The 26203-nt window shown below is 55.9% G+C and carries 24 protein-coding genes; 12 read left to right on the forward strand and 12 right to left on the reverse strand.

Annotated elements, in window-relative coordinates; all coding sequences use genetic code 11:
* The first annotated feature begins 22 nt into the window (after nucleotides 1–22).
* Nucleotides 23–931, forward strand: a complete 909-nt coding sequence (locus AB1L30_RS26980) for an aminotransferase class IV (protein ID WP_345094530.1) — start codon at nucleotides 23–25, stop codon at nucleotides 929–931.
* Here the strand turns inward: AB1L30_RS26980 and AB1L30_RS26985 are convergent.
* From AB1L30_RS26985 to AB1L30_RS27000, 4 genes are all read right to left on the reverse strand, one after another.
* The gene (locus AB1L30_RS26985; RefSeq protein WP_367017698.1) at nucleotides 928–2160 is read right to left on the reverse strand and encodes a HEAT repeat domain-containing protein; all 1233 of its coding nucleotides are present in this window, start codon (nucleotides 2158–2160) and stop codon (nucleotides 928–930) included. The two genes, AB1L30_RS26980 and AB1L30_RS26985, sit on opposite strands and share 4 nt — an antisense overlap.
* Before the next feature lie 159 nt (nucleotides 2161–2319).
* Nucleotides 2320–2994, reverse strand: a complete 675-nt coding sequence (locus AB1L30_RS26990) for a T6SS immunity protein Tdi1 domain-containing protein (protein ID WP_367017700.1) — start codon at nucleotides 2992–2994, stop codon at nucleotides 2320–2322.
* 102 nt (nucleotides 2995–3096) lie between these two features.
* Complete coding sequence (locus tag AB1L30_RS26995; RefSeq protein ID WP_345094536.1) at nucleotides 3097–3525, reverse strand: acyl-CoA thioesterase; 429 nt, start codon at nucleotides 3523–3525, stop codon at nucleotides 3097–3099.
* Between the two features lie 15 nt (nucleotides 3526–3540).
* On the reverse strand, nucleotides 3541–4131 hold the full coding sequence (locus AB1L30_RS27000) for an HAD-IA family hydrolase (protein WP_367017702.1): 591 nt from the start codon (nucleotides 4129–4131) through the stop codon (nucleotides 3541–3543).
* Nucleotides 4132–4311: 180 nt separating this feature from the next.
* Between AB1L30_RS27000 and AB1L30_RS27005 the strand changes: the two genes are divergently transcribed.
* Nucleotides 4312–5562 (forward strand): PQQ-binding-like beta-propeller repeat protein, encoded by a 1251-nt coding sequence (locus tag AB1L30_RS27005; RefSeq protein ID WP_367017704.1) that lies wholly within the window; start codon nucleotides 4312–4314, stop codon nucleotides 5560–5562.
* A gap of 61 nt (nucleotides 5563–5623) precedes the next feature.
* Complete coding sequence (locus AB1L30_RS27010; RefSeq protein ID WP_367017705.1) at nucleotides 5624–6985, forward strand: Trx7/PDZ domain-containing (seleno)protein; 1362 nt, start codon at nucleotides 5624–5626, stop codon at nucleotides 6983–6985.
* An 81-nt stretch (nucleotides 6986–7066) separates the two neighbouring features.
* Here the strand turns inward: AB1L30_RS27010 and AB1L30_RS27015 are convergent, their stop codons facing one another.
* The 5 genes from AB1L30_RS27015 to AB1L30_RS27035 form a co-directional block, all read right to left on the reverse strand.
* Nucleotides 7067–8092 carry a hypothetical protein gene (locus AB1L30_RS27015; protein WP_367017706.1) on the reverse strand — a complete coding sequence of 342 codons (1026 nt, stop codon included), beginning with the start codon at nucleotides 8090–8092 and terminating at the stop codon, nucleotides 7067–7069.
* A 388-nt stretch (nucleotides 8093–8480) separates the two neighbouring features.
* Nucleotides 8481–9131, reverse strand: a complete 651-nt coding sequence (locus tag AB1L30_RS27020; RefSeq protein ID WP_367017707.1) for a DUF1080 domain-containing protein — start codon at nucleotides 9129–9131, stop codon at nucleotides 8481–8483.
* A gap of 182 nt (nucleotides 9132–9313) precedes the next feature.
* A complete protein-coding gene (locus AB1L30_RS27025; protein ID WP_367017708.1) occupies nucleotides 9314–9532 on the reverse strand; it encodes a hypothetical protein in 219 nt (72 codons plus the stop codon).
* A gap of 574 nt (nucleotides 9533–10106) precedes the next feature.
* Nucleotides 10107–11189, reverse strand: coding sequence for a PA0069 family radical SAM protein (locus AB1L30_RS27030; RefSeq protein WP_367017709.1), 1083 nt, complete (start codon nucleotides 11187–11189; stop codon nucleotides 10107–10109).
* Between the two features lie 77 nt (nucleotides 11190–11266).
* Complete coding sequence (locus AB1L30_RS27035; RefSeq protein WP_367017710.1) at nucleotides 11267–12154, reverse strand: SMP-30/gluconolactonase/LRE family protein; 888 nt, start codon at nucleotides 12152–12154, stop codon at nucleotides 11267–11269.
* Between the two features lie 150 nt (nucleotides 12155–12304).
* Between AB1L30_RS27035 and AB1L30_RS27040 the strand changes: the two genes are divergently transcribed.
* On the forward strand, nucleotides 12305–13294 hold the full coding sequence (locus tag AB1L30_RS27040) for a 3'(2'),5'-bisphosphate nucleotidase (RefSeq protein ID WP_367017711.1): 990 nt from the start codon (nucleotides 12305–12307) through the stop codon (nucleotides 13292–13294).
* Here AB1L30_RS27040 and AB1L30_RS27045 read toward each other — a convergent pair.
* From AB1L30_RS27045 to AB1L30_RS27055, 3 genes are all read right to left on the reverse strand, one after another.
* Nucleotides 13291–13632: a Rieske (2Fe-2S) protein gene (locus tag AB1L30_RS27045; protein ID WP_367017712.1), complete on the reverse strand. Its 342-nt coding sequence runs from the start codon at nucleotides 13630–13632 to the stop codon at nucleotides 13291–13293. The genes AB1L30_RS27040 and AB1L30_RS27045 overlap by 4 nt on opposite strands.
* 13 nt (nucleotides 13633–13645) lie before the next feature.
* Complete coding sequence (locus AB1L30_RS27050) at nucleotides 13646–14704, reverse strand: 3-deoxy-7-phosphoheptulonate synthase (protein ID WP_367017713.1); 1059 nt, start codon at nucleotides 14702–14704, stop codon at nucleotides 13646–13648.
* A gap of 142 nt (nucleotides 14705–14846) precedes the next feature.
* Nucleotides 14847–15344 (reverse strand): hypothetical protein, encoded by a 498-nt coding sequence (locus tag AB1L30_RS27055; protein ID WP_367017715.1) that lies wholly within the window; start codon nucleotides 15342–15344, stop codon nucleotides 14847–14849.
* An 82-nt stretch (nucleotides 15345–15426) separates the two neighbouring features.
* Here AB1L30_RS27055 and AB1L30_RS27060 point away from each other — a divergent pair, with 82 nt between their 5' ends.
* From AB1L30_RS27060 to AB1L30_RS27095, 8 genes are all read left to right on the forward strand, one after another.
* Nucleotides 15427–16815, forward strand: coding sequence for an ATP-binding protein (locus tag AB1L30_RS27060; protein ID WP_367017717.1), 1389 nt, complete (start codon nucleotides 15427–15429; stop codon nucleotides 16813–16815).
* A 99-nt stretch (nucleotides 16816–16914) separates the two neighbouring features.
* The gene (locus AB1L30_RS27065) at nucleotides 16915–17448 is read left to right on the forward strand and encodes a response regulator (RefSeq protein ID WP_345094561.1); all 534 of its coding nucleotides are present in this window, start codon (nucleotides 16915–16917) and stop codon (nucleotides 17446–17448) included.
* 360 nt (nucleotides 17449–17808) lie between these two features.
* Nucleotides 17809–18402, forward strand: a complete 594-nt coding sequence (locus AB1L30_RS27070; RefSeq protein ID WP_367017719.1) for a cytochrome c3 family protein — start codon at nucleotides 17809–17811, stop codon at nucleotides 18400–18402.
* Nucleotides 18390–21590 (forward strand): TAT-variant-translocated molybdopterin oxidoreductase, encoded by a 3201-nt coding sequence (locus AB1L30_RS27075; RefSeq protein ID WP_367017721.1) that lies wholly within the window; start codon nucleotides 18390–18392, stop codon nucleotides 21588–21590. The genes AB1L30_RS27070 and AB1L30_RS27075 overlap by 13 nt, the downstream gene beginning before the upstream one ends.
* A gap of 64 nt (nucleotides 21591–21654) precedes the next feature.
* Entirely contained in the window at nucleotides 21655–23076 is a 1422-nt protein-coding gene (nrfD, locus tag AB1L30_RS27080; protein WP_345094566.1) for an NrfD/PsrC family molybdoenzyme membrane anchor subunit, read from the forward strand.
* 40 nt (nucleotides 23077–23116) lie between these two features.
* Nucleotides 23117–24544, forward strand: a complete 1428-nt coding sequence (locus AB1L30_RS27085) for a quinol:electron acceptor oxidoreductase subunit ActD (protein ID WP_367017723.1) — start codon at nucleotides 23117–23119, stop codon at nucleotides 24542–24544.
* A 5-nt stretch (nucleotides 24545–24549) separates the two neighbouring features.
* On the forward strand, nucleotides 24550–25803 hold the full coding sequence (locus AB1L30_RS27090; RefSeq protein ID WP_367017725.1) for a quinol:cytochrome C oxidoreductase: 1254 nt from the start codon (nucleotides 24550–24552) through the stop codon (nucleotides 25801–25803).
* A gap of 13 nt (nucleotides 25804–25816) precedes the next feature.
* Entirely contained in the window at nucleotides 25817–26200 is a 384-nt protein-coding gene (locus AB1L30_RS27095) for a hypothetical protein (protein WP_367017726.1), read from the forward strand.
* Nucleotides 26201–26203 lie beyond the last annotated feature (3 nt).

Genomic DNA, 26203 nt, shown 5'->3' on the forward strand with positions numbered 1-26203 from the left:
CGCACCGCTCTGAAAGGACACCATGGCCGAGCCAATTGCCTATTGGGAAGGAACCTGGAAACCGCATCGTGAATTGACCATTCCGCTAAACGACGCAGGCTTCCAGCTTGGCACAACCGTGGCCGAGCAATTACGAACCTTCAACGGCAAGATCTTTCGCCTGGACCAACATCTCGACCGGCTCTGGCGAAGCCTCGAAATCCTGGGGGTCCAATCGCCTGAGTCGCGTGAATCGCTGACGGACGTCGTTCATCAGATTATCGAGCACAACTTTCCGCTGCTGCCAGCCGGTGCCGATCTGGGTGTCTCGATCTTCGTCACGCCAGGCCCGCTAGAGCAAGTCAGCCGTCCGCATAAGACGGGTCGCCTGGCCGTCCATACACAGATGGTCGCCTTCAAGACCTTCGCCCATCTGTACGAAGCGGGGCAGCCGCTGATTGTTCCGTCGACACGTCAAACACCGGTCGAATGCTGGCCTCGGGAATTGAAGGTTCGGTCGCGAGTCCATTACTACCTGGCCGATCTGGAAGCAAAACGGGAAGATCCGACCGCTCGGGCAGTCCTGCTCGACATGGATGGCTACGTGATGGAGGCCACCACGGCGAACATCGCCAAGTATCATCCCAACACCGGGCTGGAGCTTCCACCCGCCGAACTGGTGCTGCCTGGCATTAGCATCGCAACGCTGACCGAACTGGCCAAGCGACTCGATATTCCGGTCACGCATCGGCAGCTCACGCCAGAAGACTTCGCCACAGCGGACGAGGTGCTGCTGACCAGCACTTCCCCCTGCGTGATCCCGTGCAATACATGGAACGGCAAGCCAATCAGCGTGGGCAAACCTGGGCCGATCTTCAAGCAATTGATCGAGGCCTGGGAAGAAATGGTCGGGCTGAACGTTCGCGAGCAGGCGCTTCGATTCGCAACCTAGATGTCGCGACGCATGTCGACCGTGAGCGGGATCTTCTTGTTGGCGTACCAGGTTTTCCAACCAGCTTCATTGAACTGGAAGTCGACCTGGTCACCCAAGATCTCTTTCAATGCGACCAGGACGGCAGTGTTGGTCAGATCCTGTTCGACGATCTGGGCCTTCGGCTGTCCGAACGACATGCCTCCACCACCCTGGTTGCTGAACGCGGCGTTGGTACGCCCAGGGTCGCCACCCTTGGTGACCTGAAACTTGTGCGTCGTGACCAGGGCATCCATCAGCGGCAAAACACTGGCCGGATGCTTGAGTCGGCCGAGAACGATCGCTGCTCGATTTACCTGCGTGTTATCCGAGCTCTTAAGCTGCTTGATCAGGTAGGCAACCGCGACTTGATTATCGCGATTCTCGAGGCCGATCGTGGCCAGGTCGCGAACGGTATCGTTCGGATCGTTCGCCGCCAGGCTGACCAAGGCCATCGTTGTCTGAGCCGTCTTGATGTTGGAAAGGCCTTCGACCACTAACTGCTTGATCGAAGCATTGTCTTCGCCATCGAGGAGTTCGACGAGGGCCAGACCTGCGTAAGGATCTTTCACCGTTCGCAAACCGTTGGCGGCCTCTTGAGCACGATCACCACCACGCTTGAGCCACGACTTCCAGATCCGTACCTGTTTACGCCATTCGACCTGTTTGTCTTCGTTCGAGCTCTCTTGCTCTTTCATCTTGATGTCTTGTGGGAACCGCCAGCGACCACCGTCGCGAACGTAGCCCTGCTGACGCATCCAGTCTTCGCGGATGATCCACTTGTTCTGGAATCGCTCGTAGCCAAGGGCCTTGCGGGCCGCTTCGTTATCGGGGTCTTGCTTCAAGATTTCGTTGTAATGAAAGTCTCGCTTGTCCGGCAGGTTGTTCTCGTCGCACCAGCGCGCCATCTGAAACTGCCCTTCAATCGTGTCGGGCATGCGAGGCAGAAACTGCTCGTACTGTTTGAGCTGGGCCGAGAACGCCACCACATCACGAACCGTGGTCTTCCCCAGCACCAGCGTGCCAGAGTCGGTCTTCACTTCGTACGTCGTGCGAGGCGATTGATCCGGGTTGAGAAGTGTCCCTTCGATGGTCCCGCCGCTGGCCATATGAAAGATCTCGGCCTGGGCCACGGCGCAGCTTCCCCAGAAGAGGCTCGCCGCAGCGACCATCTGAAAGAAAGGCGAGTTGGCAGGGCGTCGAAACGTCACCAGCGAATTCCTGAAAGGGACCATGGGTCCTGAAAACCTATCCCTAAGTATACGAACCAGTTACCTTCGGAACCAAGATTTGGTGACAGAAATCGGAAAATGCGGGTTTTGCCGCTCATTTGGCCCCAGTCTTAGTGGTAACCAAGGCGGCATAATCAGCTAATCGTCTTCGATCTCGATATTTCCGAGGACGGTGCCTTCTTCCATATCGGCCGTTTGTTGCAGCAATTGCCCCGAGATTTCCCAGTAGACTTCCATGCTGGTGGGTGAAAGGTTTTCGACATCCTGCTCGCCTCCCAGGAATAGCGGCACCTCGAATCCGATGCATTCGTCGTGGCTTGGCGGCTCGCCTCCCGAGGCCAGCCACTCGTCGTAGAACGACTTTCCGAGAGCATCATCCGCGAATTCGATGAATTCCCGGTTATGCAACTCAAGGAAGTTCGAAGGGATCTGGAAGATCTCACCCGAGCCTATTTCGAACAACAATATCTCGTATTGCCCCTCGGTTTTCCGCGCTGCATCCAGTGCGAAGACACGCCCCTGCCAGTCGAAACCGAAGCACATAATGCGTTTCTGATAGCCAGGAAAGGCATGCGAAACGATATCGTTCCAGGTCGGAATCTCGGTCACCTCGAACAGTCGATAGATTCCCTTGCCGAATGAACCACCAGAACGGCTGGCAAAAAACTCGGTGATTCCGTGGGCCAGCGGTTCGATCTTGTCGAAAGCGGCCGTCGGGCAGGTCGATGGCGAAGGAAGCGGGTCGCGCGGGAAGGAACTGTCGAAGAGCATGCTGAGGCATCCTGAATAGTCGGACAGAATGCGGCGTGACACGACGTTTTCGTGCCGCCAATCTGCCTCTATCCTGCGCCTGCGGCCACCCAATAGCAATAGAATCGGTGGCCCATTTGGCGGAATCGCTCCGCCCGAAGCCACTTAAGACGTTTGGGCCAGATCGTCCGATCGGAAGGCTTCGATGATCACTTGTGGCACCTTAGCCGGCATCCGCTTCTCGAGATCGACGAAGGCCCAGTTCGTCTGAGCGATCGCTACGACCTTCTGGTCGCTGCGTCGAACGATCTCGTACTTACGCACACAGGAAGCTCGGCGGAACGAATCGACCCAGGTCACGACTTCCAACTGATCGTTCTCGAAAGCGGGAAAGCGATACTCGATCTGATGGGCCCGAACGACCCAACTGCAGCCGAGCTCGCCGTATTCTTTATGCCCCCAACCTTTTTCCAAAGAATGAGCCACCGCGGCATCCTGCATCCACTTCAAGTAGACGAGGTTGTTCACGTGCCCTTGGACGTCGATGTCATCGGCAACGACTTCGATTGGATAACGATGGATGTTGGTGAGCATGAGATTTGAACGCGATTAAGCTCCGGCGGTGATTCGCCGTGGAGTATGTAAGTTTCGCACGTCTACGACATGCATGCCAGCGGCCTGGCCTGCTTCGATCCCCAGTTGGGCATCTTCGTAAACGCAGCATTTTTCAGGGGCGACATTCAACCGGCGAGCCGCTTCCAGGAACACATCCGGAAACGGTTTGTGCCGTGTGGTATCTTCCGAAGAAACAAATGCCTGGAAGTAGTGCCGCAGTTCAAGCTGATCAATGATGCGATCCATCACCCATTTCATCGCACCTGTGGCGACGGCCATCGGCACTTTGCCATGATTGGCTCGCAAGACTTCGATGACCGGTTCAATGGGTTCGACTTCCGAGATCAGCTCAATGAACGCGTCTTCCTTCTCATGAGCACAAGCCAGAGGATCGATAACAACGCCCTGCTCTTCGGCCAGCATCGCGAAGATACGTTCCGATGGCACCCCCCCGAGCGCGTAAAAGCGATCTTCCGATAATTCCAGCTTGTGTTTCTCGGCCGTTTGCCGCCAAGCCAGAAAATGTGCCGGCATGGTATCGGCCAAAGTGCCGTCCAGGTCGAAGATATACCCCGCGAACTCCATTGATCCCTCTCTTTAGGGTCCGATTTTGCTTACTGTCTGTTTCTGCCCATTGTAGATCGTCCCACGTCGCAATGAAGGCCATTTGAGTTGACTCCCGGGTTTCCGCGTGGCGATAATGGGGCTTCCCTCCGCCTTGTGCAACGATCCTCCCCTCTCGCACCTTCTTAAGGGTACTGCTGAATGCGTCTGCCGATTTTCCTTTCTTTCTGTCTGACACTGCTTCTCGGGAACACTTTGTCGGCTGAGGACAACTGGCCCGAGTTTCGTGGTTCGGATGGGAACGGTACCAGCCTTTCGGCGGACGTGCCGACCGATCTGTCCGACTCCAGCAACATTGCCTGGAAAGTCGAACCACACGGCAAAGGTTGGTCGTCTCCCGTGATTTGGGGAGACCAGCTGTGGATCACCACCGCCACTGTCGATGGCAAGAAACAGTACGCCCTTTGCTACGACCGCAACAGCGGCGAAACCATTCACGACTTGCTACTGTTTGAAAACGAAAGCCCTGACGAAGCGCACGAAACCAACAGCTATGCCTCGTGCACCCCAGCGATCGAAGAGGGACGAGTCTACGTTCACTTCGGCAAATATGGCACGGCCTGCCTCGATACGAAGACGGGCGAGAAGCTATGGGAACGCCGTGACTTTGAATGCAATCACCACCGTGGCCCTGCTTCGAGTACGGTCATCGACGACAAGCACGTTTACGTCGCCTACGATGGATTCGATTTGCAGTATGTCGTGGCTCTCGACAAGAAGACCGGCGAGACCGTCTGGAAGGTCGATCGCAATATCGACTACGGCACCGATAATGGCGACCGCAAGAAGGCGTACGGCACGGCGCTGCTGATCAACCATGAAGGACGCCGCCAATTGATCTATCCGAGCGCCGTCGAAACGCAGGCCTTCGATCCTGACACTGGGAAGATTTTGTGGACCGTGCGTCACGGTGGCATGAACGCCGCGATTCGCCCGGTCTATCGCCACGGCCTTGTCTACATCTTTGCCGGCGACGGCCAAGACAAGCTGGTCGCCGTCGATCCTTCCGGAAGCGGGGATGTCACGCTGACGCATGTTGCCTGGCGCGCAGGCAAAGGAATCCCGCTTCGCCCAGGCCCCGTTTTCGTCGACAACAAAATCTTCCTGCTGGAAGATAAAGGGGTCGTTTCATGCCTCGATGCCAAGAATGGCGATACCCTGTGGGTGAAGCGAATCGGCGGGAACTATCGTGCTTCACTCTTATGTGCCGGCGACAATCTGTATGCATTCACCGACGATGGCCATGCCACCGTCTTCAAAGTTGCGGACGACTACGAAGAAGTCGCTCAGGCCGACTTTCCCTCAGGCTTCCAAGCCTCCGGTGCCGTGGTCGGCGATTCACTTTACCTCCGCAGCGTGAAAGGGTTGTACTGCTTCCGGAATCCGAAGTAGTCCCCTTCAGACAGCGTCTCATCTCCCCAAACTTCTCTTCAATAACAAGGCCCAGCCAACGATGAGCAAGGTCACCTGGTCGATTTGTGCCCTTACCTTGGCCGCGTTCCTATACCTTCCTTTGCAAGCGGCCGAGGAGGGCAAGAACAATGTCCAACAAACACGATCGCAAAAGGTTCGTGGAGACCGCGAGAAGGTTCTCTCGGACGGCTATTGGATTTACAACGATTTCGAGAAAGGTTTGGCCGAATCGAAGAAGACCGGCAAGCCGCTGCTGATTGTCTTACGATGCATTCCGTGCGAAGAGTGTGTCAAGCTCGACGAAGAGATCATGGAGAAAGATCCTGAGCTTCGTCAGCTGATGGATCAATACGTTCGCGTTCGAATCGTTGGCACCAACGGTTTGGATTTGAACTTGTTCCAATACGACTACGATCAGTCATTCGCCGTCTTTTTGATGAATGCTGACAAAACAATCTATGGCCGCTTCGGCACGCGATCGCATCGAACCGATTGGACGAGCGACGTTTCGATCGATGGTTTCGAGAAAGCTCTGGCAACCGGGCTGGAGTGGCATGCGAACTACCCTGAGAACAAAGCGATGTTCGCTGCCAAGCAGGGTGGCAAGCCCCTCTTCGCGGCCCCTGAAAAATCGCCGGCCTTGAAAGACAAATACACCTCGGCACTCAACTACGAAGGGGACGTCGTCAAAAGCTGTATCCATTGCCACCAGATCGGGGACGCTCAGAAGTCGTTCTTCCGCGATCAAGGAAACGTCATTCCGGATCAGTACCTCTTCCCCTATCCACACCCGAAAGCGATTGGCCTGATTCTCGACCCAAGCGAGACCAATCTTGTGGAAGCCATTACGGCTGATTCGATCGCCGAAAAGGCAGGACTGAAACCAGGCGACCGCATTGCATCGCTCGATGGGCAACCGATTCTGTCAATTGCCGACGCCCAGTGGGTGCTGCACCATGCGGACTCCGCCGATGAAATCGACGTCACTTATGTTCGTGGCTCCGAAAAAGGCGAGACGGTTCTTTCGTTGCCAGAAGGCTGGCGTCAGCAAGACGACTTGAGCTGGCGGGTTAGCTCGTGGCCGATGCGCCGGATGGTACTCGGCGGACTGGTACTGGAAGAAGCCAATGCCGAGCAGCGAGCCCAGGCCGGCATCACCGACCCGAACCAGATGGCACTTCGCGTTCGTTTCATGGGTCGATACGGCGACCATGCATTGGCAATGAAAACGGGCTTCCAAGTCGACGATATCCTGATTGAATACGACGGTCACACCGACCTGATGCGAGAAACGGACCTCTTGGCGTATGCTGCTCAGAACTGCTTGCCTGGTGAGAAGGTCGCGATTGAATTCGTCCGTGGAGGGGCGAAGAAGAAGCTATCACTGAAGATGCAAAAGTAGTCCGCGCATAAATCAGGCCCCGCAAAGTGTGTCACCTTGCGGGGCCCTCTCATGCATTAATCGTAGCTAGTCAGGCTTTGACTAGTTACCGGCTCCGACAGCAGCACCGATACCGGCACCGATCTGAGCACCCTGTCGACCGCCGATGGCACCACCGATACCGGCACCGATGCCAGCACCACGGCGAACGTCTGGGTCAGCGAACGATCGATCGTACATGCGGTTACCACCGTTCATGTAGTAGCGACCGTTGTTGTCGAAGTAGTACTGGCGACCGTTGTCGTAGTAGAAACGGGTACCGTCAGTATCGCGGTAGTAGTAACCGTTGGTGTAAGGCGAACCACGATAGCCGGTGGTCGTACGTGGCTGGTAGTTGTCGTACCAACCGCCGCCGTGACCGTAACCAGGACCGTTGTATCGGGTCCAGTTACCACTACGGTAGACCATCCAGTAGTTGTTCGGAGTCCAGTACCACCAGGCACCGTTGTGGTTCTTGAAACGCCACTTGGCATTACGATCCGAATCACGACGACCGTCGCGGTCACGACCATCTCGATCGCGACCGTCACGGTTACGCATACGAGCATCGACGTCAGCGTTTAGGTTCGCATTCGGACCGACGTTAGCATCGGCATCCAGATTGGCGTTCGGCCCGAGTTGGGCGTCAGCATCCACACCGGTACGTCCTGCGGGCGTGTTCACATCCACATCGACGTCAGCTTGGGTCGGTGGCATCGGAGCGTCGACGTCAGCGTTCGCTTTGATGTTCGAGTCGACATTAGCATCGACGCCGGCATCAACTTTGGTGTCTTTAGGCAGATTGGCATCCACTTGCCCTTTCGCTTGGCCTTCGATCGAATCGGTTAGGCTTGGAGCAGGAGCGTCGCCAGGCGTTGGGGTCGAAGGGACTGCGGGAGCCGAGGCATCGGCCGCAGCATCTGCACCTGCTTGAGCACCACCGGTGACGGTGTTACCAGCAGCTTCGACAGCGCCGCTCGCTTGCGATCCAAGGTCGGCGCCCAGGTCCTGGGCATGCAGCGAACCTGCGAATGCCAAACCAGTGGCGGCGATCAAACCGAGCATCCAATTGCGGGGCGAAACGGTCATAGTATAGATCCTTTCTCGTAGGAGGGTACTTCCTGGTTCGTAGATGAGCGAGGGACTCCCTGCTTCATCTGGGATCGACGGTGCGTGATACGCTGTGCGATCTTGAACGACTTGTTGATGGTGAACCTACGAGGCAAGGTGTGTGCCATTTCTGTTTCAGATCTCCCCAAATCTTTCTTGACTGGGGCATTGTCAGACCGGAAAGGGTCTATTTTTCCAGTGTTTTGTCACGAGACATTTTTTCTGGAGCGTTTCGCCGCTCCGACCGACAAGCTTGCGTTGGTCAGGAAGCAATCAATCTGGACTGGATCAATTCAGACCAAACAAAAAAAGAGCCGCCTGGTACATCAGGCGGCTCTTTTCTATTTGACTGCTAACGATTGCGAGGCTAATCGTTCAGCTTCTTCAGCTTGATGTTTTTCCAAGCCACATCGTAGGGACCTTGGTCCTTGCCGATGCCATGCACCTGCAGACCGATAAAGCCCTTCGGGTGAGTCTTGTAAATAGGTTCATCCGTCAGATCTTCGATCTGAACACCGTTGATGAAGGTCTGGATGCGAGGGCCCTTGGCGATCACTCGGTAGTGATTCCACTCGCCACTCTTGAAGTTCTTGTGCTTCTTCAGACGTTCTTCTGGCGTCAACCAACCACGACCGGTTGCTTCGCCATAGATATAACCAGCTTCGGCTTCGCCTGCTTCGATTTCGACCTGAGGACCGTTGACGCGACCGTCGTTGGTGTTGCCTTTGGTCTGCGAACGGATCTGAACGCCCGAGTTCAAACGGTCGTGAACCTTCACATCGAACTCGAGTTCAAAGTCGCCGTACTCTTCATCGGTGCACAGGAACGAGTTTGGGCTACCAGTGTTGGTGGTGCCAACGATCGTGCCATCTTTGACTTCGTACTTGGCGGTGCCGTTCTTCTGGGTCCAGCCCGAAAGATCTTTGCCGTTGAACAGTTCGATCCAGCCTTCTTCAGCTTGGGCCGTGGTGACGAAGCCCAGCAGCAGCATACCGATCGTGAAAGACATTTTTTGCATGGGTAGAAAAACTCCTAAGGTGAAAGAGTCGATGGGGTTTTGGAGAGGGCTTGTCATTATCCTTGGCCCGGTTGGCTGCTTCAACCAAAGCGAAAGGCAAAAGCGCACAAAATTGCCCCTTTTCGCATCGAAACACGAAAAGGGGCCAGGTTTATCCGCATTCCACGACTGTCAGATCGTGATTATTCGCTACAACAGGCCTCGGCCGCTTCGCAGCAAGGCAAGCCAAGTTCGCAGCATGCCGAGAGACTTTCGTCACAGCAATCGGCACCTTCGATACAACAAGCTTGGGGAGGCGAACAGCAACTCGATGGGGAAGCTGGCGACGAAGCCGTGACCGACATGGCTCCTAAACCGAGACCCAACGTTGCCAACGAACCGAGCAGAATTTTGGTGATCATAAAACGATATCCTTGTTTCGATTGAATTTTGAAATTGCGTACAAGGGTCGGCACCGCGCAGAGCTTCCGCGCATGCTGACCAAAGTTTCCAGAGAATGCCGAGAGAGAGCTCGACTAACAGCGCCAGACGCAATTCAGAATGTGAACCGGAACCGGTCCTATGTACGGCGACCGCTGATGCGGCAAGCGAACGCCGCGATCGATTGCCGAAGAGTTCTGTGGCTCGAACGATGCCATCCAGGAAACGGCCGGCAAATCCCACTGCACCACGGGAGAGTTGTTCGTTTTGGGCGTTACGGAACAGGCACAATGCGTCTGCGAAGGAAGCTGCCCAGGAATCGGGCTTTCTACAGGTTCAGCGAGGCAACAGCTCGGATGATTGTCGCCAATTCGCTCACCAGCCATCGCGCGGCAATGGGCAAAACACCACGTCGGCCCCGCTGCCAAAACGACAGCGATCGCGAGTAAGAGCGGCATTTTCAGATAGCGTGACATGAACGAACCATTTCCCGAAGTAACGACGCCTAATTCTTCGAGTGTCCACCTTCAAAAGCAAGTCGCTGACGAGCGTCGATCAGAACATTCGGAGTTGCGACTTTCCATTTTGTCCTGGGCCACGAAACTGAGTTGTATCGAGCTTCACATTTCGATGCTCCAGGCCGTACTTTTGTCGAAAGATCTCGAAGGTTTTCGCGATCGTCGTGGCGATGCTTCCTTCCCCGCGCATTCGACTTCCCCAGCGAGCATCGGTCAGTTCGCCACCGCGACATGCTTCAATACGGGAACGGACGCGGTGGGCATGCTCTGGCAGATGTTCGTCGAGCCAGCTCACGAAGATATCTTTGACCGAGTGGGGGAGACGAAGCAGCGTGTAGCCGGCACTGATCGCACCATGGTCGGCGACCGCTTCCAGGATCGCCGGAATCTCGGCATCGTTCAGCCCTGGAATGATCGGGGCGACCATCACGTTGACCGGAATGCCTGCCTCGGTCAGTTGTTTCACCGCGGCGAGTCGTGCGGCAGGGCTCGATGTTCGAGGCTCCATCACCCGGGTCAGCTTTTGATCGAGCGAGGTAATGCTGAGATTCACGCATACTAGACGATGTCTGGCCATCGCTTGCAGCAGATCGAGATCCCGCAGCACCATCGCGTTTTTGGTGATCAGGCCGATCGGCTGCCTCGCTTCCAAGGCAACCTCCAGGCAGCCGCGAGTCACCTCGAATTCTCGTTCGCCCGGCTGGTAACAATCGGTGACGCCCGACATGGCAATCACCTCGCACTTCCAAGACGGCTTCCGCAGAAACTCGCGAAAGAGTCGCGGGGCTTCCTGCTTTACCATGATCTTGGTCTCGAAGTCGAGGCCGCTGCTGAAGCCCAGATACTCGTGATACGGCCGGGCATAGCAATAGCTACAGCCATGAGCACAGCCGCGATATGGATTCAGGCTGTACGTGAACGGGATATCAGGACTGTCGTTCTTGGTGATCAGCGACTGCGTGGCATCGGCGAAATAGTCGGTCGCCACCTTTCGATCCGCCAACGCTTCGGTATCGGTCGGATCGAGATGCTCCAGATCGTTGGCAACACTCAGCCGCTCGAATCGATTGGTGGGATTGTCGCTTGTCCCGCGTCCCACTGCCTTACGAAGCGCGTCCATGGCAAACCGTCAGCCGAATAGGAAGAAACTCTCACAGCCAACAGTATACACACGTACACATGCGTGCCAAGCCAAATTTAGCCAGCGAATGGCGTCGTCACTGCCCCGCTGACGCCAGGCTCGCATAGGAAAAGCCCGCCGGCATGGGGATATTTCGCCAACTGATCGGCATCGAGTCCCTTGCGCGGGGTCGTGATGTAGAGCTGATCGAGCTTTTCGCCACCAAAGCAGCACGAAGTGACGTTCGGGCAGGGCATCTCAATCTTACCGATCAATTCGCCAGTGGCCGGGTTCCAGCGGCAAACGGAAGCTCCGCCCCACATTCCGGTCCATAACATCCCCTCGGCATCAATGGTCATGCCATCTGGTTTACCAATCCCCATCGACTCGGGTATATCGACAACAGTTCGACGATTGCAGATTGCCCCGGTTTCGATGTCGTAGTCGAACGCGTCGACTTTCCGCGTTGCCGTATCGATGTAATAGAAAACGGTGTGATCAGGCGACCAGCAAAGGCCGTTGCTGTTCACGACGCCGGGAACGACTGTTTCGTAATGGAACTGGCTGTCGAAGCGGTAGCAATTGGCATCGCCAGGGGTTCGCGTGTCAGAAATCGTCCCGGCAAATAGCCTTCCACGCGGATCGCATTTAGCGTCGTTGAACCGGGTGGTGGCTCCGTTGGTCTCAGGATTTGCAACCTTCACGATCTCACCGGTGGCAGGATTAAGCCGCACGATCCCATCACGAGTACCGACGATAATGTCGCCGCTGGTCGAAGCAATCGCGAAACTGCACTCCTTTTCGACGGTCCACGACTCGTTTTTGCCGGTCGCAGGATCGAAGCGATTCACCTTGCTATTCTCGATATCGACCCACAAGAGGGAGTGGGTGGCGGCATCCCAGGAAGGTCCTTCCCCCAGAGTTGCCTGAATATCAAGTACGCACTTTGCCTGGTAGGTCTGCATTGGGCCAGCTATCCGTCGTTCAAGGGGTGTTGTGAGACTTTAGGAAGACCTTCTAAACTAGTTATTGGCTTGAACTTCAAGCATCACCGCCGATCGTAGGCCTCTTGGCTATGATCTGCAAGGATATCCCCCAGCCCCAGAGCCTTCCCCATGGCCGATAGCCAGTACTCCCAAGAACTTCGGGTCGCCATTCAGGCAGTTGTCGAAGCCAGCAAAATCTGCCGTCACATTCAATCGACGGAAGATTTTGCGGAACTGTCGAAGAATGACCGCAGTCCTGTGACCGTGGCCGACTTTGGCAGCCAAGCCGTGGTTTGTAAGGCAATTCATGAAGCCTTCCCGGAAGATCCGATGATCGCCGAAGAAGATTCGGCGGCGCTGCGTTTGCCCGATCAGATTTCGGTACTAAATAGGGTCGTCAAAGAAGTGGGTAAGGTCGTTCCAGACGCCACCCAAGAGCAGGTCCTTGGCTGGATCGATCAAGGGATCTCTCGCGATCCGGCTCCCCGGACCTGGACGCTCGATCCGATCGACGGCACGAAAGGCTTCCTTCGCAAGGAACAGTACGCGATCGCCCTGGCCCTGCTGGTCGACGGTCAGGTGAAAGTGGCGGCGCTGGCTTGCCCGAACTTGGGGACGATCGAAAGCGATGAGGTGGGCTTCCTCTTCACCGCGATCCGCGGCGAAGGGGCTTACGTTTCTCCACTTTCCGATCCGAACGATCGCACACGCATCTCGACCTCAGGCTGCATCTTTACGCGTGACGCTCGCTTCTGCGAATCGGTCGAGTCAGGCCATAGCGATCACAGCTGGTCGTCCGAAATCGCCCAGTCGCTCGGCATGACGCGAGATTCGGTTCGCCTCGACAGCCAGGCCAAGTATGCCGTAGTAGCACGTGGCGAAGCCGAGATCTATTTGCGTTTGCCCACCAAGCCAGGCTACGTTGAGAAGATCTGGGATCACGCGGCCGGCTGCCTGGTGATTGAAGAAGCAGGCGGCACGGTTACCGACGTGCATGGCTACCCGCTCGACTTCTCGCGGGGTGCGCTGCTTTCCGAGAACCAGGGAATCATCGCGACCAACGGCACGCTGCACGAAGCTGTCGTGACTGCCGTGAAGAAGTGCAACGAAAACAGCTAGATCAGCCGGATCGACTTCGGCTCGAAGCTAAGTTCTACAGAAACCGTGTCCTGCTCGACATGGACATGGTAAGTGCGGGCATTGAAGCGATCGATGTCCGCATCCAGATATTTGCCATCGGTCAGGCGAAATCGCCAGTGATGCACCGGACAGGCAACCGCTCCATCGCAGACGTTGCCCTTGGCAAGATTCGCTCCGGCATGAGGGCACATCGCGTCAATGGCGAAGATTCCCTCGTCAGTTTTAAAGAGGCCAATCCACGCTTCGTCGACGATCACGAGCTTTCCGCCATGTTCTGGCAGGTCGGAAAGCTTCGCCAAGGAAACGAATCGCGACACGGCTTCCGATGCCTTAAGCCGTGACGAGCGACTTCAAACGCTCGTGGGCTTCCAAAAGAAGCTGCTCGGTTTCTTCCCAACCGATACAAGCATCGGTAATTGAAACGCCGTATTCCAACTGACTGATGTCGTCGGTCAGCTTTTGATTGCCTGGTTTGATATTGCTTTCCAGCATCATGCCAGCAATGGCACGGCAACCTTCCGCACGCTGTTCCAGCACATCTCGCCACGCAGCTGCCTGACGCGTGTGGTCCTTCAGCGAGTTCCCATGGCTGCAGTCGACCAGCAAGCGAGGCTGCTGATTTCGCTTTTCCAACTGAGCAATCGCGTCGGCGATCTTCTCACGCGAGTAGTTCGGGCCTGAGCGGCCGCCACGAAGAATCAGGTGGCCCCAAGGATTCCCCTTCGAGTGGATCACGCAGGTGGCGCCTTCGCCGTCGATGCCCAGGAAACTGTGCGGAGCGTTCGAGGACGTCATCGCGTCCAAGGCAATCTGCAGATCGCCATCGGTACCATTCTTGAAACCGATCGGCATCGACAGGCCACTGGCCATCTGGCGATGGGTCGGCGACTCGGTCGTTCGAGCACCAATCGAAGCGAGCGAGATCAGGTCGGCGATGTATTGTGGCGTAACAGGTTCCAGAGCTTCGGTTGCCGCAGGGACGCCGGCTTCCGCCAGATGCACCAACAGCTTGCGAGCCAGACGATAGCCTTCCGCGATGTCGAAGGTATCGTCGAGGTGAGGATCGTTGATCAACCCCTTCCAGCCGACGGTCGTGCGAGGCTTCTCGAAGTAGACACGCATCACGACCAGCATCGTTTCCGATACCTGATCGGAAAGCTTCTTCAGTCGCGTCGCGTATTCGATTGCCATATCGACGTTGTGGATCGAACATGGGCCGACCACCGCGATCAAGCGATCTTCTTCGCCAGCGAGAATCTTTTGGATGTGCTGACGTGTCTCGAAGACGAAGTCCTGGGCAGCTTCCGAACTAGGAAACTCTTGCTTGATCTCGCTGGGTGGGGCCAGCTTTTCGATCCGATGAACGTTGATATTGTCGGTCTGGTGCATGATCCTGCCTACAATGGCCGCCTTATCGCTCGGGGGAAACCTCTATCATGTCTAAAGGCCTGCAATTCTCCTAGGCGGCTGCCCACACAGAGGGGCAAATTTGTGGGCTCGAGGTAGGATTTTGTCGATTTCAACCGAACTTCTATGGCTCCGATGGCACTTCAGGCTTGCTCGGGCGAGCTGGGGCTTTCTGTAAATCCTCCAGAAGCTTGTCCGACTTTACCTCGAACACACCGCGAGAATTGTTCGGCAACTTGGCATAAACACCGACCTCGGTCAGGATATGGTCATCCGGGCTAAACGGAATCCCACCCTTACGGGCGAAGTTTCGTAGGGCCACGGTCAGTTCTTTGCCCGGCTCCAATGCCGTTTTGTTGTAGAAGTGGAACGCATCGTTGAGCGAAATGCCGATATTTCGCAGCGGCTCGTCCGATTCGTTCGTCAAAATGAGGGCCGGCTGGTCGTCCGCGACGTTTTTAATCAGCAGAGAAACCTGCAATCCATTCTCTGCTTTGGCAGGTAGCGAAACCCACAAAAAGATCAGCATGGCGATCGGCAAGAGGACGATGACGGCCAGAAATATTGTCAGACCGAATCGCGAAAGGTGTAAAACGTTAGGATCTTGAGCGTTTTCGTCCATCAATTAACCTGTCCTGAGGCAGTGTCGATCGCTTGCACTGCCATATTCTTTGCCTTCAGCCTAGGGAATGGCTACCTGCTTTATGCCGCAATCCTCCCATTTTGATAACGGGCCCCATCTGCTGGAAGGGCGGAAGGCTCGATTAACGATCAATACCGCGTGGCTGATCAAGCTTCGCTGGGTTGCCGCGTTCGGGCAATGGATCACGATCGCATTCGTGATGTTCCTGCTGGGATTCGAGATTCGCTGGCAGCCACTGGCCACGATTATCTTTCTGACCGCCAGCAGCAATCTGGTGCTCAGCTATTTGTTTGAGTCGCTTCGTTCGCGAGAACTTAAGAGCCTGACCGCCTGGGAAACGCTCCTTTTTGGCGTGATGCTGATGGATATTGGCTTCCTCACGGCAATGCTCTACTTCACTGGTGGCATCTCGAATCCATTTGCCGTGTTCTACCTCGTGAACCTTGCCCTGGCCGCGATCGTACTGACGCCCCCCAACACGGGTATTTTGGCCATTGTCACCGTTGGCTGCATTGGGCTGTTGCTGCTGGCCGGCTATCCGCTCCGCTTTTTAGGTGGGTGGCAGATCGAAAACCTCGTGACCAGTGGCATTCCGGTCCACATCCTGCTGGCCGGTTCTTCGATGGCCCTGGTGACCTGTGCGATGGTGGTCGTTTACTTCACGACGAAGCTGAACGTCGAACTCCAACGCAAAGAGGCAAGCCTTCGTTTAAACGAGATAAAACAAGCCCGAAGCGAGAAACTAGAGGCCTTAGGCACCCTGGCTGCCGGCGCGGCCCATGAGCTCTCGACCCCGCTGGCCACAATCGCCGTTGTCGCCAAGGAAGTTCAGCGCGAGCTGGAACAAGGAGACGTATCGGCGGAAATCAAAGAAGACATCTCCCTCATCCGCAGTGAACTCGATCGCTGCCGTACGATTCTGGATCAGATGTCGACTGATGCTGGCCAGGCTACCGGCGAGCCCATTGTGCTTCTGTCGACTCAAACGCTGCTGGATGAAGTGGTGCAGCGTCTCGAGATCCAACATCAGCATCGCGTGAAGATCGTCGGAGAAATCCCAGCGGTAGAGATCCACGCTCCTCTTCATCTTCTGGCCCAAGCGATCCGCGGTCTGATTAAGAACGGGCTCGATGCGACGCCCCTATCGGAATCGGTCGACCTGCTATTAAGAACGACCTCGCACGACCTGGTGCTGACCATTCGTGACCATGGCACCGGCATGCCGCCGCACGTTCTTGCTCGCATTGGCGAGCCTTTTTTCACGACGAAGGAACCCGGATCTGGCACCGGCTTAGGCGTGTTCCTGGCGAAGAATGTGGTGGAGAAACTGAATGGGGAAGTCCGCATCCAATCGACCGCGGATATAGGGACAACCGTCGAAGTGCTGATCCCGCGCGCTGCCTCGAAAAATAAGACAAATTCTCCGAAGAACTCTCGCAGTGACACGTAGGCATCGTTTACGGTATTCCCTATAGTTAACCATCAGTCTGACCGCGTCATGACTTAGTCAGGTCTCTACCCAGCTACGCAATCCGGATTCGGCGGAACAATGTCCCGACCTACAATCCTCCTCGTCGATGATGACGACATCTTGCGAAACCGCCTGACCCGGGCGTTCACGTCCCGCGGTTACGATGTCTACTCGGCGAAGACGAAACAAGATGCCGTAGCTCAAGCGGAAGAGGCCCAGCCAGAACGGGCCGTCCTTGATCTCAAGTTGCCAGAGACTTCTGGCATCGAAATCCTGAAAGATCTTCTCAAGGTTTCCCCCCTTACGCAGACCGTAATTTTGACCGGATACGGCAGTATTACCAACGCGGTAGAAGCGGTACGCCTGGGGGCAATTAATTACTTGACCAAACCGGCCGATGCGGACGAGATTTTGGCGGCCTTTGAAAATAAAGGGCCTGCAGACCCCCAAACAGAGACCAAGGCTTACTGCCCGCAATCGCTCGCCGAAGCGGAGTGGGAGCATATCCATCGCGTCCTAAATGATTGTGGTGGAAACCTTTCCGAAGCAGCACGCTTGCTGGATATCCCTCGCCGGACCCTGCAACGCAAGCTGAAGAAACTTGCACCTTAAGGTGGACATTCACGACACCCCCCATCCTAGTGCGACCTATTGTCACGTCGTGTTCACCCACCGATTATTTTACGATTCACACGCTGATAGCTACGAGGGAGATGCCTTTGCAAGGCAATCACTTATCGCTGGCGAAATTGCACTTAACGACCACACGCTCCCTTCGGAGCTTTGTCGAAGCCCACGCTTCGAGCTGCTTCAAGACGAGCCCTTTTCCGTCGAAGCGTCTCCCCGCTGAGGCCATTAACGACTGAGAAAGTCATGGACCGCTTTCTATTTCCCAAATGGGTAAATAAGTTCGTTCCACTCGCAATTGGTGTTGCCCTTGTGGGCGCCGCCTATGGTGGAACGGTTCTATTCGTGACCTCCTCGCCCGAGATTCTCAATCGCGGCTACCGTCCCGAACAACCAGTTCCATTCAGCCACAAGCTGCATGCTGGTCGTCTGAAGATGGACTGCCGTTATTGTCATAACACGGTCGAGAAATCGAGCCATGCGGCTGTTCCTCCGACGGCAACTTGTGGTAACTGCCACAGTGGTGCCGACGCCTCGGGAGCCACGCCATACGCATCGGTTCGTGCTACTAGTGTCGCGTTGGCTCCAGTTCGCGAAAGCCTCGCCACCGGCGAGTCGATCGACTGGACTCGAGTCCATAATCTGCCGGACTTCGTTTTCTTCAACCATAGTGCTCACGTCACGCGTGGCGTCTCTTGCGTCGAATGCCATGGCCGCGTCGATAAGATGGACGTTGTCCAGGTCGTCGAGCCAATTTCGATGTCGTGGTGTCTTGAATGTCACCGCAACCCGGACTCGAGCATTCGTCCCGTTGACGAGGTCACCAACCTCGAATGGGGAACCGATATGAGCGAGGAAGAAAAGCGAGTTCTCGGTAAGCAATTACGCGACGAGTTGAACATCCATCCATCGACCAACTGCTCGACATGTCATCGATAAAGCCACAAAACGATAAACCGAAATACTGGCGTAGCCTCGATCAGCTCGAGGGAACCCCTGAGTTCGAGCAGTTCCTGAAGCGCGAATTTCCGGAAGCTGTCGAAGAAGCTCCAACGGGTCTTCCTCGCCGCCGCTGGATGCAGCTGATGGGTGCCTCGCTCGCACTGGCAACCGGTGCCGCTGGCTGCCGTTACCCAGAAGAAGAAGTGATCGGCTTCCGTTACCCGGAAGAAGAGATCGCTCCCTTCTCGCGACGCCCAGAAGGCCGTATTCCAGGCAAGCCTGAAAAGTTCGCCACCACGCTGACCGTTGCCGGCCAGGTTTGTCCGGTGGTCGCTACCAGCTACGATGGTCGCCCGATCAAGATCGACGGCAACCAGATGCATCCGCTGGTCTTCGGTGCCGATACCTACGCCCAGGCAATGCTGCTGCCGCTTTACGATCCCGATCGTAGCCAGCACCCTGTCTTCCGCGATGGCCAAGACCTTTCCCGCAACTGGGAAGAGTTCACCGCTTGGTGGAAGGAAGAATCGAAGAAGCTCGAAGGTGGCAACTCCTCGAAGCTGGCGATTCTGCACGAAACCAACAGCTCGCCAAGCGTCCTCGCTCAGATGAACGAAGTCGCTCGCAAGTTCCCACAAGCCAAGTGGTACAGCTACGATTCGATCTCCGGCAACACGACGCTTGGCACCGAAATGGCTTTCGGTAAGAAGCTGCGTCCGCTGTTGAACCTGGAATCGGCGGACATCATCGTCGACATCAGCTCCGATTTGCTCGGTAGCCATGCGACGCAAGGCAAGAACAGCAACGATTTCGCCAAGCGACGCACGCCTGAAAATGGCCCGATGAATCGCTTGTACGTCGTTGAAAGCCGCTTCTCGCCAACCGGCACCTCGGCCGACCATCGCCTGGCAGTTGCGGCTTCGCAAATGGCCAGCTTCGTCGCTGAACTGGAAGCCAAGATCGACGCTGCCCTGGAAGCAGGCGAAACCAAGGAAGCTCCGACCGAAAAGGCCGACATCCTGGTGACCGCCATGGTCAACGACCTGATCACGCACAAAGGCAAGAGCGTGGTGGTCGGTGGCGAAACGCTGGATGTTGAAACCCAGGTCCGTATCTGGCGAATCAACAGCAAGCTCGAAAACCTCGGCAAGACTGTCACGTTCGTCGAAGAGCCCCAACTGGCCCGCGACAACACTGGCAGCATTCAAGATCTGGTTGCAGAACTGAACACCGGCAACGCGCACACGTTGATCGTGATGGGCGGCAACCCAATCTACGATGCTCCGGTTGATATCGACTTCGCCGCCGCGTTCGACAAGACGCGTGCCCAGATCTTCTTCGGCGAATACGAAAACGAAACCTCCAAGCTGTCGACGTGGCACCTGCCAGCTTCGCACGGCCTGGAACAGTGGGGCGACGCCATCGCTTACGATGGTTCCTACTGCCTGACTCAGCCTTTGCTGGACCCGATCTTCAAGTCGAAAGACCCGATCCAGTTCCTCAGCATCCTGGCTGGCACTCCGATCACAGAAACCCTGGAAGCGGTCAAGCAAACCGTCGCCACGACGTTCACCAGCTCTGCCTCGGAAGCAGGCTGGATTAAGGTTCTGCATGACGGGTTCATTGCGGACTCGGCTGCCGACGCTGTCTCGGTTTCTATCTCCGATAGCCTCAACCTGGGCGACGTTTCGACGACCGCTTGGCGTGGTGGTCTCGAGAACGCCTTCGAGCTGATCTTCCACCCAGGCAGTGCCACCTACGATGGTCGCTATGCGAACAACGGCTGGTTGCAGGAACTGCCAGAACCGATCACCAAGGTGACCTGGGACAACGTCGTTACCCTCAGCCCGAAGACTGCCAAGGAAATTGGCGTCGGTCAGGGCGAGTTCCTGGCGATCACCGCCAACGGCAAGACGATCGAAATTCCTGCTTACATTCAGCCAGGTCAGGCACACGGCACATTGGCCGTCGGTCTTGGCTATGGTCGCAAGATGGCTGGCCACGTCGGTGGTTTTGAAGAGAACGGTGTCGACCCAGTCGGTGTTGACGTCGGTCCTCTACGAACCTCGCAGACCATGCTGCTGGCCACCGAAGTCGAAGCCAAGGGAACCGGTAAGCAGTTCACGCTGGCCACCACCCAAGATCACTTCGCCATCGACCTGTTGGGCATGCGTGAAATCGGTCGCCGAGTTGGCGAACTGGTTCGCGAAGGCACGCTGGAAGAATACGAAACGCACCCTGACTTCGCGAAGCACGTCGTTCATCACCCACCACTGACCAGCCTCTGGGAAGATCAGGAATGGATGAAGGAATCGTACGACGGCTACGCCTGGGGTATGTCGATCGACTTGAGCAAGTGCACCGGCTGTAATGCGTGCACCATCGCCTGCCAATCGGAAAACAACGTTCCGATCGTCGGTAAGGAAGCGGTCTCGGTTGGTCGTGAAATGCATTGGATTCGTGTCGACCGCTACTTCAGCGGCGACATGGAAGATCCCAAGGCCGTGACCCAACCGGTTACCTGCCAACAGTGTGAAACAGCTCCATGTGAAAGCGTTTGCCCCGTTGCTGCCACCGTGCATACCAACGAAGGCTTGAACGACATGGTTTACAACCGTTGTATCGGTACGCGTTACTGTGGTAACAACTGCCCTTACAAGGTTCGTCGCTTCAACTACCTGGACTGGCGTGCCAGCGACGATCGCTTCGATGCCGCGAACAAAGAGCTGGCCAAGCTGATCTTCAATCCAGAAGTCACCGTTCGTAACCGCGGCGTGATGGAAAAGTGCACCTACTGTGTGCAGCGAATCCAGAACACCAAGATCGAAGCTCGTGCCGAGCGTCGTGCGATTGGTGCAAACGAAATCAAGGTTGCCTGCCAGGAAGCTTGCTCTTCGCAAGCGATCGAGTTCGGCGACTTGAACAACCCAGAAAGCAACGTCGCCAAGGCCCACGCCAACCAGCGTGCCTATGCGATGCTGGCCGAACTGAACACCAAGCCACGTACCCGTTACCTGGCTCGTATCACTAACCCGCATCCGTGGCTTGCCCCGGAAGTGCCGGATCATGGGCATCATGGCCCCGGCGAAGAAGGTCATGGCGAACATGGCGATGACCACTCGCACGACCATGCCGAAGGCGAACACGCCGAGCACAAAGAAGAAGCGAAAGAAGAGAAGGACTAAGCCTTCCCCTCTGCGTTAATCCTCCCAGCAAGCAAACAGCCTAAGTTCATATTCAAGAGTACGAATGGCCACCGTAAACGAAGTCATAGACACCACGATCGACGATCCGGGCAACCGGACTCCCCTCGTGATTGGCGGGCACGACTACGGCTCGATTACCAAGTTGGTTTGCCGGATCAACGAAGACAAGACTCCGTTTGCGTGGTACGTCGCATTCGCGGCTTCGCTGACCGTGCTCGGCTTCTTCTTTTCGCTGATCGGTTACCTGATTTTCACCGGTGTGGGCGTCTGGGGTAACAATAATCCCGTGTACTGGGGTTTCCCGATCGTGAACTTTGTGTTCTGGGTCGGTATCGGTCACGCGGGAACCCTGATTTCCGCCATTCTGTTTATCTTCCGCCAAAACTGGCGAACGAGTATCAACCGTTTCGCGGAAGCCATGACGATCTTCGCCGTGTGCTGTGCTGGTATCTTCCCAGGTATCCACATCGGCCGCGTCTGGGTTTTCTATTGGTTGTTCCCGCTGCCTAGCTTGCAGCTTTCGATGTGGCCAAACTTCCGTAGCCCACTGCTGTGGGACGTGTTCGCCGTTTCGACGTACGCCACCGTGTCGTTGATCTTCTGGTACACCGGTATGATTCCGGACCTGGCAACGCTGCGAGATCGCACCACCAACCCAATCCTGCGAATCGTCTACTCGATTCTCTCGCTCGGTTGGACCGGTTCGGCTCGAAGCTGGTCGCGTTACGAAAAGGCTTACACGCTGTTTGCCGCTTTGGCTGCTCCGCTCGTGCTCTCAGTGCATACGATCGTGAGTTTCGACTTCGCGGTTTCGCAGTTGCCTGGTTGGCATACCACGATCTTCCCACCTTACTTCGTCGCTGGTGCTGTGTTCAGCGGTTTCGGTATGGTGCTGACGCTGATGGTTCCGGCTCGCCAGTTGTTCGGACTGAAAGACGTCGTGACGCTGCGTCACCTCGAGAACGTCTGTAAGATCTTGCTCGCGACTGGTTCGATGGTGGGTTATGCCTACGCCATGGAATTCTTCATCGCCTGGTACGGCGGTAACATGTACGAACAATTCGCGTTCATTAACCGTGCCTTCGGACCATACTGGTGGGCCTACTGGATCATGGTGTCCTGCAACGTGATCAGCCCGCAGTTGTTCTGGTTCCGAAAGTGCCGCACGACTCCTTGGTTGATGTTCGTGATCAGTATCTTCGTCAACATCGGTATGTGGTTCGAGCGATTCGTGATTACGGTCACGTCGTTGGCTCGCGACTTCCTGCCGTCCTCGTGGGGCATGTTCAATCCGACCTGGGTTGACTATGGCATGCTGTTCGGCAGCTTCGGCTTGTTCTTCACACTGTTTTTGATCTTCATTCGGTTTGGCCCAATCGTGGCCATGGCAGAAGTCAAATCGGTGATGCCACATCCGCACTCGCCGGTTCATGACGATCACCACGCAGCCGTTGAACACTCCTAATTAACCTTTCCCACTGGATCACCAGCAGGGCCTAAGATAGATGGCACAAGACCCGAACAATCCGGACCAAAAGCTGATTGGGCTGATGGCACAATTCGACGACCCCGACTCGTTGTTGGCGGCGTGTGAAAAAGTGCGGAAGGCAGGTTACACCAATACCGACGCCTACACCCCATTCCCGCTCCATGGAATCGACGATGCCCTGGGCATCAAGCCAACCATCCTCCCATGGATTGTGCTTGCTCTCGGTTTGATGGGTGGTAGTGCTGGTCTGGCACTGCAGTACATCACGAACGTGGAGTTCTACCCGTTCATCATTTCGGCGAAGCCGCTGTTCAGCTTGCCAGCGAACATTCCGGTGATCTTCGAACTGACGATTCTGCACGCAGCCATCGCCGTGTTCCTGGGCATGCTGCTGCTCAACCGGATGCCAACCTTCTCGAACCCACTGTTCCGGGTTCCTGAATTTGCCCGAGCCACCGACGACAAGTTCTTCTTGACCGTGGGTGTCGCCGACGAAAAGTTCAAGCCAAAGAAGACCCGCGAGCTGTTCGACAGCTTCATCGGTCAGACGGCCGTGATCGAAATCTTCGAAGATCCATCGAGCAACGAGATCCCTAAGGTCTTCAAGTTTGTGGGGATCGGCGTCTCGGTCCTGGCTCTGATTCCACCACTGTTGCTGTGGCGAGCCTACAACGACACCGCGACCGTTCCGCGTATCAACCCGATTCGCGACATGGACGTTCAGCTTCGTGGTGACACACAAACCGTCAGCCATGTCTTCGCCGATGGTCGTACCATGCGTCCTCGGATCGCAGGCACCGTTGCTCGTGGCGAATATGTCGATCCGATCTTGCTGACCGGTATCGTTCCAGAAACGGACCAGCAAAACGTTGCCTTCCTGCAGGAAGAAGAACCTCCGAAGGAAGAAGGCGAGAAGCCAGCAGAAGAAGCCAACGCCGAGGAAGACAAACCTGCCGAAGAGCCTGCGGCTGAAGAAAAGCCAATGGAAGAGCAGCCTGCTGAGGACAAGCCAGCTGAAGAAGCAGCTGCCCCAGCTCAGCCTGAAGAACCAGAACCCAACTGGGTGAAGATCGCACCGATCGAAGTCAATATGGCAACGCTCGAACGTGGTCGCAATCGCTACAACATCTACTGCTCGGTCTGCCACGGCCTGGCAGGCGACGGCGACGGCTTGGTTTCTCAGCGTGCTCTGCAGTTGCAGCAGCCAACCTGGGTTCCACCAACCAACTTGCACACCGACTACCTGCTGACGCAGCCTGACGGAAAGATCTACAACACCATCACGAACGGTATCCGCAAGATGAAGGGATACGCCGATCAGATTCCAACGGAAGATCGTTGGGCGATCGTGACGTACGTCCGAGCTCTGCAGAAGACGCGGACCGGGACACCAGCCGAGATTCCGGCTGTCGAGATGAAAGAATTGGAAATTAAGGGTCAGTAAGCAACATGGGCGGTCATCACAAACCCACAATCACGGTGACGGACGACGAATCGATCCGCATCAGCCCGGCTTGGCAGTCGTTGCGTGTCCTCGGACTGTTCGGCGGTGCCGGACTGCTGATCGTGGCGTGGTTGATCGGGAAGTTCTCCGACAGTTCGTCGTACTTCTACTTCTCGTACCTCACCAGCTTCGTTTACTTCCTCAGCATTTCGCTGGGTGCCTTGTTCTTCGTGCCGATCCATCACCTGACTCGCGCAGGCTGGAGTGTGGTCGTCCGTCGAATTTGCGAACTAATCACGCAAAACCTCATTCCAATGGCTGCGTTGTTCCTCATCATCCTGCTGCCTGTCGTGTTCGGCAGTCACTCGCTGTTTGAGTGGAACAACCCAGAACTGTGGAACAAGGATTCCTCGCACTACGATCAATTGATTGCCCACAAGTCGCCTTACTTGAACCCAACGTTCTTCGCGATTCGTGCGATCATCTACTTCAGTGCCTGGATCTGCATTGCCCGCTATTTCTTCTTGAACTCGCTGGCTCAAGATTCCAACGGCGACAAGCAGATCACGCTGAAGATGCAGAAGTGGAGTTCGTTGGCGGTTGTCACGTTCGCCCTGACGGTCACGTTCGCCTCGTTCGACTGGTTGATGTCGCTCGATCCTCACTGGTTCAGCACGATTTTCGGCGTCTACTTCTTTGCCGGTTGTGCCCTGAGCTTCTTCGCTTTCCTGACGCTGACGGTATTCCTGCTGCAGCAGAGTGGCAAGCTGGAAGGGATCATCACCAAAGAACATTACCACGACTTGGGTAAGTACACCTTCGGGTTCACCCTCTTCTGGGCCTACATCGCTTTCAGTCAGTTCCTGCTGATCTGGTACGCGAACATTCCAGAAGAAACCGGTTGGTACCTCCGTCGTCAGGAAAATGGCTGGGCCTACGTCGCCATCGCCCTGATCTTCGGTCACTTCTTCATCCCATTTTTCGGGGTCATGTCCCGCCACATCCGCCGCAACAAGTATGCGTTGGTGTGCTGGGCCTTGTTGATCCTGGTCATGCACTACGTCGACCTCTACTACGTCGTGATGCCGCAGGTTGCCCACGGCACCGCCGCTCCGAGTTTTGGTCTGATCGATGTGTGCTGCATCGTCGGTATTGGCGGTGTTTATATTAGCTTCCTGATTTGGTTTGCCACCGATAAGCCGCTGGTTCCGCTGAAGGATCCACGCCTGCAAGAATCGTTGGCCCTTCAGAATCATTAATTAGGGTGATTTGATGTCGGAAGTCACTGAAGACTCGCACGAACAAGAACCGGTTGATAACACCGCAGAAGTCTCGGTTGAAGAGATGGGCGCGGAACAATCCGGTCCCCAGTACGACGACCTGAACACCCCGATGATTGCTCTGGTCGGTTTCGTCAGTGCCGCTGTTACGCTGATCTGCATCCTCGGATTGCAGGCTGCTTACTTGCAGTACGAACAGATGGAATTCAAAACCAAGGTGGTCGACGTTCGTTTGAACGAGGTAGATAGCGTCCTGAGTGCCCAGAAAGAGCAGCTTAACAGCGGTTATGCCTGGGTTAACAAGAAGGACCAGGTGATCAGTATGCCGATTGAGCAGGCCATGAAAGTGGTCGCTGAGCAATACGAATCGAAATAACCG

The sequence above is a fragment of the Bremerella sp. JC817 genome (assembly GCF_040718835.1).
Lineage (GTDB): Bacteria > Planctomycetota > Planctomycetia > Pirellulales > Pirellulaceae > Bremerella.